The sequence below is a fragment of the Clostridium sp. D43t1_170807_H7 genome, from assembly GCF_015555905.1.
GTDB lineage: Bacteria > Bacillota > Clostridia > Clostridiales > Clostridiaceae > Clostridium.
In genome coordinates, this window is sequence record NZ_JADNLK010000005.1 from 53,682 (window position 1) to 69,328 (window position 15,647).

Below are 15,647 nucleotides of genomic sequence, written 5' to 3' on the forward strand. Positions count from 1 at the left end.
AAAATAGTGAATAAAAATAGAAAAATGGACATAATTAAAATAAATAGAAAAATAAATAAAATATACGTTAAAAAGAGTTGAAAAGTATTTTGTTAAGTGGTATAATTTATCACATAAGATAATTAAAAATAATACTTTGAATTTAGGGGGTATAAAAATGGGAATTAATTTAGGATCAATGATGAATAATATGCATTCTAATACAACTGATAATGGAGTAAATGCATTAAATTTAAAAAAGAATGATGTTTTAAACTTAACAAAGAAGAATCCAGGCTTAAAGAAAGTAATATTAGGAGCCGGATGGGATGTAGCTAGTATAGGACAAGATTTTGATTTAGATATAGCGGCATTTTTACTAAATGCAAATGGAAAAGTTCAGAATATACCAGATGATGTAATATTCTTTAACAATATGAAAGGTCAAGGAATTTACTTAGAAGGTGATAATAGAACTGGAGCTGGAGAGGGTGATGATGAAAGAATAAGATTAGATCTAGAAGCAATTTCATCACATGTTCAAAAAATAGTTTTTGTTGTTACTATACATGAAGCTCAAGCTAAAAGACAAACATTTGGAATGGTAGAGAATTCTTATATTAGAATTTTAGATGAAGAACGTAATGAAAAAGAAATTTGCAGATTTAATTTAAAAGAAAATGGATCAACTGTTACTTCAGTAATTTTCGCAGAATTATATAAAGTAAGTGGGGAATGGCAATTTAAAGCAATTGGAGAAGGTAAAATTGCTGATTTAAATGGAATTTTAGGATTGTATATGTAAGGAATATGAGATTTGGAGGAGAAAGAATATGGCAGGAGTTTTAAATTTACAAAAAAATGATATTTTAGATTTAAGAAAAGCAGAACCAGGATTAAAGCATGTTATGTTAGGGGCTGGTTGGGATGTTGCTAAGAAAGGTTTCTTTAATCTAGGTGCAGATTATGATTTAGATTTAATAGCACTATTATTAGATAGTAATGACAAATTAATAAATAGAGGAGTAATATATTTTGGAAATTTAAAAGGTGATGGAATATACTTACATGGGGATAATAGAACGGGTGCTGGAGATGGTGATGATGAAAAGATATCAGTTGATTTAGATAAATTACCAGCAAAATGTGATAAAGTTATATTTGCTCTTAATATCTATGATGCAGTATCAAGAAAACAAAATTTCTCTAAGGTGAAAAATGCATATATTAGAATATTAAATGAGGATAATGGCAATAAAGAAATATGTAGATATAACCTATCAGAAGATGGAGGAAATAATACAGCATTACTTTTTGCAGAATTACAAAGAGTTAATGGTAGTTGGCAATTTAAGGCTAAGGGAGAATTATTACAAGCTACAGTTAAATCTTTAGCAGATATGTATAAATAGAGGAGGTAATTAATATGGGAATTAATTTAGGTTCAGGATTTGGAAATTTAACAGGAAATACAAGCAATAATGCACCAACTGGTGGAGTTTTAAATTTAAACAAAAATGATATATTAGATTTAACAAAGAGAAATCCAGGATTAAAAAGAGTAATGCTTGGTGCAGGATGGGATATTTCAAACAATGGCTCAGATTTTGATTTAGACATAGCAGCATTTTTATTAGATGCTAATAATAAATTTAATACTGTTTCAAATGTAATATTCTTTAATAATAAAGTAGGTCAAGGAATTTCCTTAGCTGGAGATAACAGAACTGGTGCTGGTGCTGGTGATGATGAAACAATAAATATAGATTTAGATAAGATTGATTCAAACATAGCAAAAATAGTTTTCGTTGTTACAATTCATGAAGCAATGGCTAAGAGACAAACTTTTGGAATGATAAATAATTCATATGTTAGATTAGTAGACCTAGATCAAAATGGAAAAGAATTATGTAGATTTAATTTAAAGGAAAATGGATCTACTGCAACATCTGTAATATTTGCAGAACTTCATAGAAGTGGATCAGAATGGCAATTTAAGGCTGTTGGAGAAGGTAAAATCGCCGATTTAAATGGAGTATTAGCTTTATATCAATAGCTAAGGAAGTACATGCAAAAGATATTTTACTTTTGCATGTATATTTTTTAAAGGAAATTATAATGTAATATTTTAAAAAAATATAAATAAATGATAATATAGTACTTATATATTATAATTATGTAAATTTTATTTAAGGAGAGAATGGGATGATTAAAGGGCTTAATAAAAAGCAAGTAGATGAAAGTAGAAAGCTCTATGGGGATAATATAATCCATGAAGCAGAGCCAGAAACGTTTTGGGACAAATTTAAGGGTGCATTCGATGATCCAATGATTAAGTTATTATTAGCAATTGCAGCAATTATGGCAGTAATGGCATTCATGGGATATGCTGAATTTGGAGAGCTAATCGGTATAGCTATATCTGTATTGTTAGTAACTGGAATTTCTGCAAAAACAGAAATTGCAAGTGATAACGAGTATAGAAAGTTAAAAGATTCTACTAAAAAAGATGTATGTAAAGTATATAGAGATGGTAAAGTTGTTGAAATTGAAGTAAATGAACTTGTTGTAGGAGATATGGTAATTCTTCAAAGTGGAGATAAAATTCCAGCTGATGGATATCTTTATCAAGGAGATTTAAGAGTAGATAATTCAGCTCTTAATGGTGAAGCAGAAGAATGTAAAAAAGTTGCAGTAGAAGATTCTAAAGCTTATAAAGAAATTGCTATGACTGCAGATATAACTGGAGATACTTTTGTTGATTCACACTCTTTATTTAGAGGTGCAGTAGTATTTAATGGTGAAGGAGTTATGGAAGTTACTAAGGTTGGTATGAAGACTATGATGGGTGCTATGGCTGCTGATATGGCTGATGAAGAAGTAGCAAGTCCATTAAAGGTAAAACTTACCAAACTTGCAGAGCAAATTTCTATGTTTGGTTATATTGGTTCAGTTGTTATTGCATTAGCATTACTTGGACATAAAATATTAGTTGCAGGTGGATTTGCCGATTATTTCGCAATTGGTGGAGTATTAATATTTAAAGACGTATTAGAAGCAATTATGTTAGCTGTTGTTATTGTTGTTATGGCAGTTCCAGAGGGGTTACCTCTTATGATTGCTATTGTACTTATGAGAAATACATCTAAGATGTTACAAAATAACGTACTTGTTAGAAAGCCAATTGGTATTGAGACAGCAGGGTCATTAAATATTTTATTCTCTGATAAAACAGGTACAATTACTAAAGGTGAGCTAGAAGTTGTAGAATTTTTTGATGGTAATTTAAAAGATACTTATAAAGATGGTTCTAAAGTAAAGGAAATGATGAAGCTTTGTATTGGTAAAAATACAGGAGCAATGTTTGATGCAAATGGTAAGGTTGTTGGAGGAAATGCTACTGATAAGGCATTACTTAACTTCCTAACACAAGAAGAGATGACAAAATTAACAGACTTAGTTGTTGAAAAATCACAAGGGTTTAACTCAGCTAATAAATATTCAGCAAGTCAATTAAATGGAAAAACAGTATATAAGGGTGCTCCAGAAAGATTACTTGCAAAGGCTACAAAAATGTTAGATGAAAAGGGAAATGTAGTTGAGATAAATAAGAATAAAATTAATAATAAGATAGATGAATTAGCAGTAAGAGCTATGAGAGTTTTATCATTTGCTTATAGTGAAAGTGGATTAGTAGAAGATACTCTTCCAGATGATTTAGTTATTGTTGGATTTGTTGGAATTCGTGATGATGTAAGAGTTGAAGCTAAACAAGCTATTGAGGAAGTTCAAAATGCAGGTGTTCAAGTTGTAATGATAACTGGTGATAGAAAAGAAACAGCAGTTGCAATTGCAAAAGAGGCTGGATTATTAAAATCTGATTCAGATATTGCTTTAACTTCAGAGGAATTAAATAAGATGTCTGATGAAGAGGTAAAAGCTATTATACCTAATTTAAGAGTGATAGCTAGAGCATTACCAACAGATAAATCAAGAATGGTAAGACTTGCTCAAGAATTAAATCTTGTATGTGGTATGACTGGTGATGGTGTTAATGATGCTCCTGCATTAAAGAGAGCTGATGTTGGTTTTGCAATGGGTAGTGGTACAGATGTAGCTAAAGAGGCAGGTTCAATAGTAATATTAGATGATAACTTTAAATCAATTGAAAATGCTATTTTATATGGTAGAACAATTTATAATAATATTTTAAAGTTTATAAAATTCCAATTAACTATAAATGTTGGAGCTGTTGCTGTATGTGCTATTGCACCATTCTTTGGAATTGAAGAGCCGTTAAAAATTACTCATATACTTTGGATTAACTTAGTTATGGATGGTCTTGGAGCATTAGCTTTAGGTTCTGAACCAGCACTTAAGAAGTATATGCTTGAAAAACCTAAATCAAGAACTCAAAGTATAGTTTCAGGTAAAATGATGAATCAAATTATTTTTGCTGGAGCTTGGGTAACTATATTAAGCTTTGTATTCTTAAAAGCTCCATATTTTGTAGAAATGTTTACTAATACTGAAGAGCATATGACAGCATATTTCTCAATGTTTGTACTTTGCGCAGTATTTAATGGATTTAATGTAAGAAGTGAAAATGCTAATATATTTGAACATATAAATGAAAATATGAGTTTCTTAAAAGTAATGGGAATAATAGTAGTAGTTCAAGTATTACTAACAATTATTGGTGGTGAAATGTTTAGTTGTACACCAATCTCTATAAGTCATTGGGGAGTTATAATACTTATGGCAATTACAATTATCCCGGTAGATATGATAAGAAAAGCTATAGTAAATACTTTTTCTAAAAAAACAGTTAAACAAAATGTAGTAGAAACTGCATAAAATGATATAGAAGAAGTTGTGCAAAGATGTGTAAAATAATTTAAGTTTTAGTTTGAAATAAAATAGTAAAAAGTCGGCAATGCCGACTTTTTATTTAATTATTAATTAAACTAGGTTTTCCCATTCTTCATAAAGTTGAGCAATAGTCTCCTCTAAATTTTTTATTTCACCATTAACTCTTTGACTTTCAGAAGGATTAGAATAAATAGATTCTAAACAAAGCTGCTCTTGTAAATTAGTTAATTCATCTTCCTTCTCAGAAATTGCTTTTTCAAGGTTTTTAATTTTAAGTTGAAGAGCTTTAGCTTCTTTTTCAGCTTCACGCTTTTTCTTCTTTTCATCTTTAAGCTGAGTTTTAGTTTTTCCATTAGCTAATTCTTCATAATCCTCAAAACGTGTAGGATTAAGTTTCTTTTCTTGATAGTAACTATAATTTCCAAGGTACTCAGAAACGCCATCTTCTTTAAGTTCAAGTATACGTCCAATTACTTTATTTAAGAAATATCTATCATGAGATATAACCATTAAAGTTCCATCATATTCTAATATAGCATCTTCTAAGGCTTCTCTAGAGATAATATCAAGATGGTTAGTGGGCTCATCTAGTAGAAGAAGATTAGATTTAGAAAGCATAAGCTTCAATAAATTTATTCTGCACTTTTCACCACCACTTAAAGTATTTATAACTTTAAATACATCATCACCAGTAAATAAGAAAGATGCTAGATAGCTTCTAAGCTTAGAAGTTGTTAAGTTAGGAAATTCATCCCAAACCTCATCTAATATTGTTTTATCTAAATTTAAATCTGATTGTTCTTGATCATAATATCCAACATTTACGTTAGTACCTAATACTTTAACACCTTTATCAGCTTGAACTTTATCCATTATTATTTTGAAAAGAGTAGTTTTACCTCTACCATTTTCACCAATTAAAGCAACTTTTTCCCCACGTTTTAAGTCAATATTTAAATTGGTGAATAATGTTTTTTCACCATAAGACTTAGCCATATCTTCTATATGTAAAACATCATATCCACTTTTTATAGAGGCTTCAAATTTAATTTTAGAACCCTCTTTTTCATGAGTTGGAGCTTCAATTCTTTCCATTCTATCTAATGCTTTTTCTCTACTTTCAGCAGCTCTTATACTTTTTTCTCTATTAAAAGAGCGGAACTTTTCAATAATTGCTTCTTGTCTTTTAATTTCAGCTTGTTGAAGATTATAAGCTTTAAGCTTTGCTTCATAGTTCTTTTTTCTAAGATCTATAAATTTAGAATAAGGAACATTATAGCACTCAACTTTTCCAGCAATAACTTCAAAAGTACTAGTTGTTACTGAATCTAAAAAGAATCTATCATGAGATATTACTAAAACAGTTCCTTTATAATTCTTCATATAATCTTCTAGCCAGCTAATTGCTTCTAAATCTAAGTGATTAGTAGGCTCATCAAGTAAAATAATATCTGGCTTACGTAATAATAATTTACATAAGGCAACTCTTGTTTTTTGTCCACCACTTAAAGTATTTATAGATTTATAAAAATCATCTTCAGTAAAGCCAAGACCTTTTAATACTCTTGATATTTCACCCTTATAGACATAACCACCTTTATGTGAATATATATCTTGAAGGGTAGTATAATCCTTTATAAGCTTGTCATGATATGAGGCATTATTTTCATCGTAAGGTTCATTCATTTTTATTTCTAAAGATGAAAGTCTTTCTTCAATATTTAGGAGTTCCTCAAATACAGAAAGAGTTTCTTCATAAATATTTTTATCAGAGTCTAATGCTAAATTTTGTGATAAATAACCTAAAGTTTTATTTTTATCTATAAATATTTCACCAGAATCTTGAGATATTTCTTTAGTTATTATTTTAAAAAGGGTTGATTTTCCTTCACCATTAGCGCCAATAATTCCAACCTTATCACCTTCATTAATTGAAAAGGTAATATCTTTAAGGACATCGCGTATTCCGTAACTTTTGCATATATCTTTACAACTTAGTATTATCATAATTTCCTCCAGTTAGACGAAGTTTTCCTTATAATTATACTATTATAGTAAATCTATATCAAATTAAAAAAGGAGATGTTTTTCAACAACTCCTTTTTTTAGATTGCATCATCTACAAAGAGATAGCCAAGTGGTGGTTTATCATTAAATAGTCCTATAATATAGATAGTATAGAATTTACCACCATCTAAGGTAATATTTTTGATATATTTTGTAGTTATTTGAGAAGAGCCTAAAAGCACTTCGAAATTATATATTCCTGGTGATAACTGATAATATCCTGTAGTTTCTAAATACTCCGCTTCATTAAATAGAGTAATACCATTAGGTAATGCTAAACTAAGCAAAGGGGCATTTGAAGATAAGTTAATAAATCTCAAGAATGCTTGGGATTTACTTACAGGGATATTATCATCTTTTAATCTAAATAAATATAAATTATTAGCTAGCGCAACTATTGAGGCTGTATAGTTAGCATTAGCTATTAATTGAACATTTTGACTTAATAAAGGCTTGTCATAAGTGCTAGCTTTGAATAGTTGAAATTCATATTCTCCAGATGATAATTGACTATATTTAGATATTTTTCCAAAGGCTAAGTTACTTGTTATAAGAGAGCCATTTAGATAAACATCAACATTTGGGGCATTAGGTACTGCATGAAGAATTCTTACACTAGTCTCAATTCGAGGAAGTGATTTTGAAAATTGTTCCATATAAAGCACCTACCTTTTATAGTTATCAAGAGAGATTTTTATTATCTTTTTTATTAACAATTTAGTAATAGGATAAGGAATCCTATAGGCTTTCATAGTTGCTAATATTCCAGGATTATCTTTTTCTATTAAAGAGAATATTTCATTAACCTCATCCTCTGTAGAATTATTTTTCCTAGATTCAGATGAAGAAAAGTCTAATGAGATATCAAAATTTCTTAAAACCTCTAGGATGTTAACAGAATCATCTATATATCTTTCATTAACTTTTTCCTCATTATATGAATAAAGAAAGCTATCATCTAGTTCACTTGGATATTCTAATCCAGTAGTATTGCTGTTATTTATAGTAGTATTATTGTTTGATTGATTATTTGTATTATTACTTTTTTTATTTAAAGATGTATTTGAATCCATAGTTGGTATATTCTTAGGATAAGGTGTAAGTGGAGCTAATTCAACCATTGGATTTGTGGTCAATGGTACTGGAGTCGGATTAATATTTAAATTCGGAAAACCTAATGATATAGTACCTAAAGTTTTAGTTAGAGAAATTCCTTCTATATCAAATTGTAATGGAAATTTTGTGCTATTAGGTGCTAAAGATGAGTCGATATTTAAAGGTATAAAAGTTAAATCATCATCATTATTATATTTTTCATTATTATATTTTTCAGTATTATTTTTTTCAGTATTATTTTTTTTGGAACTCATTATTACCCTCCAAATAATAATTTAATAATAATATATGTATTTTAAACACATATGTTACTTTATAGAATATGACTATAAAGAGAGGTATATTACAATTAAATAATATAATGTGTTTAAATAATCACAATAGATAAATAAAGGAATATATTATAGAGGAGGGGATTATTATGCATAAAGAAAATATAGATGATTTAAGAAAACTATTTATAGGGTTGGATAAAAAGGTTAATGTAGATGGAAAAGGAAGATTAATTCCTATAAATTTTGATAATGCAGCTACCACTCCACCTTTTAAAAGAGTTATGAAAAAGGTATTAGAAACTAGTGAGTATTATGGATCAATTGCAAGAGGGGATGGTAAAAAATCTCAATATTGCAGCGATTTGTATGAAAATTCTAGAAAATATATATTGGAATATTTTAACGCACCAGAGGATATATATACAGCAATTTTTGTTGCTAATACTACTGATGGATTAAATAAATTATCTAATATTTTAATTGAGGATAAGAATGATATAGTTATTACAACTAGAATGGAACACCATTCAAATGATTTACCTTGGAGAAGTAAGTGTGACTTAAGACATGTTGAAGTAGATAAAGATGGTAGAGTTAGAATAGAAGAAATAGAATATCTATTAGATAAGTATCAAGAAAAAGTTAAATATGTTACTATAACAGGTGCATCTAATGTTACTGGTTACGTAAATGATATAAAAAGAGTAGCAAAGGCAGCTCATAAATATGGAGCTAAAATAATTGTTGATGGTGCTCAATTAATTCCACATAAAAAAATATCTATGATACAAGAAGATATTAATGAGAATATAGATTTTTTAGTGTTCTCTGGTCATAAGGTATATGCACCTTTTGGAAGTGGAGTTATTATTGGTTTAAGGGAAATATTTAATGAAAAAGAACCAGCTTCAAAAGGAGGTGGAACTGTTCAAATTGTACTTGATGATCGACAACTATGGTTAGATACACCAGAGAAAAATGAAGCAGGAACACCAAACCTTTTCGGTGCTATAGCAATAGCAGAAGCACTTAGAGAAATGGATAAAATAGGATTTCAGACAATTGAAAATAATGAGAAGGAATTGCTAGTATATTTAATTAAAGAATTAAAGCAATTTGAAAAGATAACACTATATGGGGATAATGAAAATATAAATGATAGATTGGGAATTTTAGTATTTAATATTGATGGAATGACTTATGAAGAAGTTGGAGAAGCACTTGCTAATGTAAGAGGAATAGGGGTTAGACAAGGGGGATTTTGTGCACATCCATATACAAGAAGAGTTCTTGGAATAGCAGATAATGATTTGCAAAGATATATGAGTGAGGTTGGAACCCCAGGACTAGTTAGGGTAAGTTTAGGAATATACAATAGCAAAAAAGAAGCTAATATATTCTTAGATACAATTGAATATCTCTGTAGACGCTATGCAAAATAACTAAATTGTTCGTTAAGGCTTAAATGCCGTGATGCCGAAAAATTGATTATATAATCTCCGTGAAGGAATATAATTTCACTAAGAATTTATATTATTATTTCCATAAAATCTGCTAAAGCTTCGAAAGTCATTTCATTCCCTCAGCTTCTTAACGCAGATTTTATTCTAATAATAATTAAATTCTAAAGTTCATTATATAATTTTCCCTCCGATAATATAATCAATTTTTCTATATCACTGGCTTTTAAGATAAAAGATACAATTTTCTGAGCGATCCCCTTTAAAGATAACGACTTCTGCTATATTTAATAAGAAAAATCATTAATTTTTAGTATCCACGTGGGGAACAATATTTTATTTGTTAAAGACTTTAAATGATGGCATTGGTGTAGCTGAAATTATATCTGGAATTTCAGAAACTAGAGGAGCTATATATTCTAAAGCTTCTTCTTTTAAGTTATTTCCAGCTTCATTTATCCATTCAGTAGGGAAGTACTTAACATTATTAGCAACCTTATTAGCTTCGATTAAGAAGTAAGAAGATTTGTAAGGTGCGTTATTTTCTCTTTTTATTCCAATCATATATCCACATTTACCAAGACTAGCTTGTCTTAATGCTTCATATCCAACTTCATAAGCTTCTTCTAAATCTATATTAGAAGCACAGTGCATAGCACATCTTTGAAGAACTCCAAGTTCTAAAGATTTAACTCTACTAGTTATACCAGAAGATATTATTAAGTTCTTTAAGTAAGTACCAACACCACCTAATTGAGCATGACCAAACTTATCATGAGCTTGAGCGTGAGCCTCAGCAACAAATTTTCCTTCAGCAGTTCTTATTCCTTCAGAAACAACTATATAAACCTGATTTTGCTCCTCAAATTTATTTTTAACATCACATAAGAACTTATCTACGTCAAAAGCAGCTTCAGGTAAATAAATAAAATCTGCAACTTGTTTTCCGTTTAATTTAGCTAATGCAGCAGATGCAGCTAACCATCCAGTATCGCGGCCCATAGTTTCTAAAATAAATATTCCATTGTTTATGTACACAGATGAATCAAGGTAAGTTTCAAGTACACTTGTTGCAATAAATTTAGCTGCACTACCAAAACCTGGTGTGTGATCAGTGTACATTAAATCATTATCGATAGTTTTAGGGATACCTATAAACTTAACATCTATTCCAGTTTCTTTTGCATAAGCACTTAGTTTAGCTGTAGTATCCATAGAATCATTACCACCAACATAAAAGAAAGCTTTAATATCATTAGCTTTTAAGATTTCAAGTAGTCTATCATATTCTTCAGTAGATTCTTCAAGTTTTTTCATTTTATATCTACAAGAACCTAAACCTGATGAAGGTGTATATCTAAATCTGTTTATATCATCTTGAGAAAATGATGAAAGTTCTATTATATTACCATTTAAAATTCCTTCAATTCCATTTAAACCTGCATAAACTTTGTCAAAAACCCCTAAAGTGTTATTTGCTTCAACTAATCCAACAACACTTGAATTTATAACTGCTGTAGGACCGCCAGATTGTGCTATGATACAGTTTGCCATTAAAATACTCTCCTTTAAAGTTCAAATTAATTAAAATTTATAAATTAAAAAATATACATTAAATACTAGAAAATAGATATTAATGTGATATACTATTTCGCTTGTTATTGAATACAATATATACTATACAACAAAATAATATTAAATAAAAGATGTAAAAAAATAAAATTTACAATATGAATCATAGGTTGATAAAATTAATAATAAGATTATACAAATAATGTAAGCGTGGGGGGAATATGAATTTAAAAGATATAATTATAGTTGGAATTGCTTTAGCAATGGATGCTGTTGGAGTAACTGTTAGTATAGGGGTAAATCCTAAAGTTATACGTAGAAATAAAATAGCCTTCATTATGTCTTTTGCAATATTTCAGTTTTTATTCTTTCTTTTAGGAGGGATAGGAGGACATTTATTTGAAAAATATATAACCACTATTCCTAATATAGTTGGAGGTGTGGCTATAGCTATAGTAGGTATATTAATGATAAAGGAAGGGTTTGAAGATAATGAAGATAATGAAACATTATTATTAAAGAGAGAGATGGTGATAATACTTGGAATATCTGTTAGTATCGATGCTTTTGTTGTAGGCTTTACAGGGTTTAATTACATAAGTAGCGCTTTAAAGATGATAGGGGATTGTTCCATTGTAGGATTGATAACTTTAATACTATGTTCATTTACATTTTATTTATGCAGATATATAAGAAAAATCGGATTTATAGCAAAATATGCAAGTTTTTTTGGAGGAATAACATTAATTATCTTTGCAATAAAAATGATTTTCTTTTAAAAAAGTTAGCTACTTAAATATAAGGTGTTGAAAGTTAATAAATCTATAGTAATTATAAATTAGCATTATTATAGATTTTTTTACATTATAGATTTTTTTACAAATTAATTTGACAATAGTCAAAAAATGGGTTATAGTGAATTTAACGAAAGGACAAGCGTTCTTCTGTGAAGGACAATAAAGGGGGTAATTTAATGAAAAAACTATCTTTAATTACAAGAATAGTATTATGTTTAGTATTAGGAATTGGAGTTGGATTATTATGTGGGGCAAATAATATTCAATTTCCAGTAAAGATACTAGCGACTTTTAGTGGTTTATTTGGGAGCTTCTTATCATTTATAATTCCTTTAATTATTATTGGTTTTATAGTTCCAGGAATAGCATCATTAGGAAGCAAGTCAGGAAAAGGTCTTATAATAACTACGATAATAGCATATATTTCTACATTAGTAGCTGGATTTGCAGCATATTTAGTTGGGATAGGAATACTACCTAATTTAATAAAAAGTGAAGTTTCATTAAGTGAAGCAGGAAAATCCATAGAACCATATTTTAATATAGAGATACCAGCAATAATGGGAGTAATGTCTGCATTAGTATTAGCATTTCTACTTGGTATAGGTTTATCAAAAATTAAAAATAGTACAATGTTAAAAGTAGTAGATGAATTTAATTCAATCGTTTTAATGGTTGTTACTAATGTATTAATACCATTAGTTCCAATTTATATTGGATGTGTTTTTGCAAAGTTAAGTTATAGTGGTGAAATATTTAATACATTAAAGTCTTTTGGAATAGTATATGTAATATTATTTTCATTACAATTAGCATATATAGTTCTTCAATATTCTATTGCAGGAGCTATTAAAAAGGAAAATCCATTTAAATTAATAAGAAATATGATTCCAGCATACATGACTGCTGTAGGAACTCAATCCTCAGCAGCAACAATTCCAGTAACACTTCAATGTGTTAAAAAGAATGAAGTTAGTGAGGAAGTTTTAGATTTCGTTGTACCCTTAGGAGCAACAATACATTTAGCAGGTGATACTATTACTTTAGTTCTTACTTCTATGGCAGTTATGTATATGAATGGACAAACTCCTACTTTTGGAATGATAATGCCATTTATATTTATGTTAGGAGTTACAATGATTGCAGCACCAGGAGTACCAGGGGGAGGCGTTATGGCTGCCTTGGGATTACTTGAATCAATGCTTGGTTTTGGAGCTATAGAAAAACCGATTATGATTGCATTACATGCAGCACAAGATAGTTTTGGAACTGCAACTAACGTTACTGGAGATGGTGCTATAGCTATTGTTGTGGATTATATTGTAAATAAAAGAAATAATAAAAAAGAAGAAAAGAGTAAATTAAAAGCAGTTTAAAATAAATTTATGAGTAAATAAGTATTTAAACAAAAAATAGAATGAAAATGAAGTCATTTATAACTACTATTACTAAGTTACAAATGACTTCATTTTTGATTAGAATTATTCTAGTTGAGAATGACTTGATATTATTTTATTAACTATTCCGTACTCTAAGGCTTCTTCTGCATTGAGCCAATAGTTTCTATCGGTATCTTTATTAACTTTTTCTATAGGTTGACCTGTAGCTTCGCTTATAATACTATTAATTCTTTTGCGAACTCTTAATATTTCTTTAGCTTCAATTCCTATATCTGTAGCTTGACCATTAAAACCACCTAAAGGTTGGTGAATCATGTATCGAGTATTAGGAAGTGAATATCTATTTTCTTTATCTGCAGCAAGGTATATTGTTATTCCAGCACTTGCAACCCAACCAGTTCCTATCATTATAACTTTAGGTTTAACAAATTTAATCATATCATGAATTGTATCACCAGATTCTACATGGCCACCTTGGCTATTTATAAAAATTTTAATTGGATCATTACTCATTTCTTCAAGGATTAGAAGTTGAGCACAAACTTTTTCGGCTAAGGCTTGATTAATTTCACCAGAAATGATTATTGTTCTTGATTTTAGTAGTTTTTCCATAGCTATATCAGGTAAATCCTTTGTATTTTCTTTTTTTTCAGTTTCATTGTTATAAAGAAACATGTTATTTCCATCCTAAATATTAAATGGATAAATTCTCCTAATTAATATAATATCATTAAATTTTAATTGATGGTAGTTAAAAGTGTGTATAAATTAGATAAACTATAAATTGAAATTTTTATCTTTTATACATTTTAATATTATGATACTTTAAGATTATTAAATATTTGATTGAAAGGAAGATATTATGCCAATATATCAATTAACTGATGAAATAATGTTTCCAAATCCAGAATTAGCTGAAGAGGATGGATTATTAGCCATAGGTGGAGATTTAAGATGGGAAAGACTTGTATTAGCTTATTGTAATGGAATATTTCCTTGGTACAATGAGGATGATCCGATATTATGGTGGTGTACAAAGCCTAGATTTATTATAAAACCAAATGAAGTAAGAATATCAAAGTCAATGAAAAGAGTTTTTAATAGAGGTGAATTTAAAGTTACTTTTAATAATGATTTTGAAGGTGTAATAAGTAATTGTAAAGCACTTAGAGAAAAAGGTGAAGGAACATGGATTACTGATGATATGAAAGAAGCTTATATAAACTTATTTAATAAGGGATTTGCTTTAAGTGTTGAAGTATATAAGGAAAGTAAACTTGTAGGGGGGCTTTATGGAGTTAAAATAGGAAGATGTTTTTTTGGTGAAAGTATGTTTTCAATAGAAACAAATGCATCTAAAGTAGCTTTAATAAGTATTTGTAAAAAGCTTGAAAGGGAAAATTATTTATTTTTAGATTGTCAAATGCATACTAATCACTTAGAGAGTATGGGAGGAAAGTTTGTAAGTTGGGGAGAATTTAAAAGTATGTTACAAGAAGGAATTGATTTATAATTCTTATTAGAGTGTAATTAAAATAAATAACTTAGAAATATGAATTTGGTTTACGTTATTTTTCTATTGCTAATTAATATAATATAGAGTAATTATAGTATTTATGGAGGGGTAATAATGGATAAATGGAAAAGTGAATATCCATATAAAAATATAAATAAGTGCCTTGATATAGTAGGATTAATTTTAGTTATGGCTTTAATAATTATAACCTTTATTTATTGGAGCAAAGCACCTGATATAGTGCCAACTCATTTTAATTTTAATGGGGAGATTGATGCATATGGTTCTAAAAATACATTATTTATATTACTACCTATAGTAATAATATCTTATATAGTGCTAGCTATATTATCTAAGTATCCTCAAGTCTGTAATTATTGTATTGAAATAACCCCTATAAATAAGGATAAACAATATTCTTTAAATAATAAAAGGATGAAGTGATTTAAAATTACTTCATCCTTTTTTGAAAATTAAAGGTTTTATTAATCTTTTCTTAATATGAGATTAAGAAAAGATTAATAAAAAAATTAAAATTAATAATGGAAAACATGAAATGAAAATGAAAAATATGGCAATAATAATTAGAGAAA

14 protein-coding genes are annotated in these 15,647 nt (G+C 28.5%); 9 read left to right on the forward strand and 5 right to left on the reverse strand.

Annotation, left to right across the window (positions count from 1 at the left end; translation table 11 throughout):
- Positions 1-157: 157 nt before the first annotated feature.
- The 4 genes from I2E98_RS04485 to I2E98_RS04500 all read left to right on the forward strand — a co-directional run bounded on the left by I2E98_RS04485 (position 158) and on the right by I2E98_RS04500 (position 4,836).
- Positions 158-784, forward strand: coding sequence for a TerD family protein (locus I2E98_RS04485; RefSeq protein WP_195467769.1), 627 nt, complete (start codon positions 158-160; stop codon positions 782-784).
- Positions 785-812: 28 nt separating this feature from the next.
- Positions 813-1,391, forward strand: coding sequence for a TerD family protein (locus I2E98_RS04490; RefSeq protein ID WP_195467770.1), 579 nt, complete (start codon positions 813-815; stop codon positions 1,389-1,391).
- A 14-nt stretch (positions 1,392-1,405) separates the two neighbouring features.
- Positions 1,406-2,035 carry a TerD family protein gene (locus I2E98_RS04495; RefSeq protein WP_195467771.1) on the forward strand — a complete coding sequence of 210 codons (630 nt, stop codon included), beginning with the start codon at positions 1,406-1,408 and terminating at the stop codon, positions 2,033-2,035.
- A 149-nt stretch (positions 2,036-2,184) separates the two neighbouring features.
- On the forward strand, positions 2,185-4,836 hold the full coding sequence (locus tag I2E98_RS04500) for a cation-transporting P-type ATPase (protein ID WP_195467772.1): 2,652 nt from the start codon (positions 2,185-2,187) through the stop codon (positions 4,834-4,836).
- Positions 4,837-4,941: 105 nt separating this feature from the next.
- Here I2E98_RS04500 and abc-f read toward each other — a convergent pair whose 3' ends face one another.
- The 3 genes from abc-f to I2E98_RS04515 all read right to left on the reverse strand — a co-directional run bounded on the left by abc-f (position 4,942) and on the right by I2E98_RS04515 (position 8,288).
- Positions 4,942-6,858 carry a ribosomal protection-like ABC-F family protein gene (gene abc-f / locus I2E98_RS04505; RefSeq protein WP_195467773.1) on the reverse strand — a complete coding sequence of 639 codons (1,917 nt, stop codon included), beginning with the start codon at positions 6,856-6,858 and terminating at the stop codon, positions 4,942-4,944.
- 98 nt (positions 6,859-6,956) lie between these two features.
- Positions 6,957-7,574, reverse strand: a complete 618-nt coding sequence (locus tag I2E98_RS04510; protein WP_195467774.1) for a DUF4397 domain-containing protein — start codon at positions 7,572-7,574, stop codon at positions 6,957-6,959.
- A 9-nt stretch (positions 7,575-7,583) separates the two neighbouring features.
- Positions 7,584-8,288, reverse strand: coding sequence for a hypothetical protein (locus I2E98_RS04515; protein ID WP_195467775.1), 705 nt, complete (start codon positions 8,286-8,288; stop codon positions 7,584-7,586).
- A gap of 167 nt (positions 8,289-8,455) precedes the next feature.
- Between I2E98_RS04515 and I2E98_RS04520 the strand changes: the two genes are divergently transcribed.
- The gene (locus I2E98_RS04520) at positions 8,456-9,751 is read left to right on the forward strand and encodes an aminotransferase class V-fold PLP-dependent enzyme (RefSeq protein WP_195467776.1); all 1,296 of its coding nucleotides are present in this window, start codon (positions 8,456-8,458) and stop codon (positions 9,749-9,751) included.
- 354 nt (positions 9,752-10,105) lie between these two features.
- Here the strand turns inward: I2E98_RS04520 and I2E98_RS04525 are convergent, their stop codons facing one another.
- Entirely contained in the window at positions 10,106-11,323 is a 1,218-nt protein-coding gene (locus I2E98_RS04525; RefSeq protein ID WP_195467777.1) for a 6-phosphofructokinase, read from the reverse strand.
- A 239-nt stretch (positions 11,324-11,562) separates the two neighbouring features.
- Between I2E98_RS04525 and I2E98_RS04530 the strand changes: the two genes are divergently transcribed.
- Entirely contained in the window at positions 11,563-12,120 is a 558-nt protein-coding gene (locus I2E98_RS04530) for a manganese efflux pump (RefSeq protein WP_195467778.1), read from the forward strand.
- 194 nt (positions 12,121-12,314) lie between these two features.
- Complete coding sequence (locus tag I2E98_RS04535) at positions 12,315-13,514, forward strand: dicarboxylate/amino acid:cation symporter (RefSeq protein ID WP_195467779.1); 1,200 nt, start codon at positions 12,315-12,317, stop codon at positions 13,512-13,514.
- Positions 13,515-13,619: 105 nt separating this feature from the next.
- Here the strand turns inward: I2E98_RS04535 and I2E98_RS04540 are convergent, their stop codons facing one another.
- Positions 13,620-14,213: an ATP-dependent Clp protease proteolytic subunit gene (locus I2E98_RS04540; RefSeq protein WP_195467780.1), complete on the reverse strand. Its 594-nt coding sequence runs from the start codon at positions 14,211-14,213 to the stop codon at positions 13,620-13,622.
- A 187-nt stretch (positions 14,214-14,400) separates the two neighbouring features.
- On the opposite strand from I2E98_RS04540, the gene aat reads away from it, so the two are divergent.
- The gene (gene aat / locus I2E98_RS04545; RefSeq protein WP_195467781.1) at positions 14,401-15,051 is read left to right on the forward strand and encodes a leucyl/phenylalanyl-tRNA--protein transferase; all 651 of its coding nucleotides are present in this window, start codon (positions 14,401-14,403) and stop codon (positions 15,049-15,051) included.
- A 117-nt stretch (positions 15,052-15,168) separates the two neighbouring features.
- Positions 15,169-15,498 carry a DUF1648 domain-containing protein gene (locus I2E98_RS04550; RefSeq protein WP_195467782.1) on the forward strand — a complete coding sequence of 110 codons (330 nt, stop codon included), beginning with the start codon at positions 15,169-15,171 and terminating at the stop codon, positions 15,496-15,498.
- Positions 15,499-15,647: the final 149 nt, after the last annotated feature.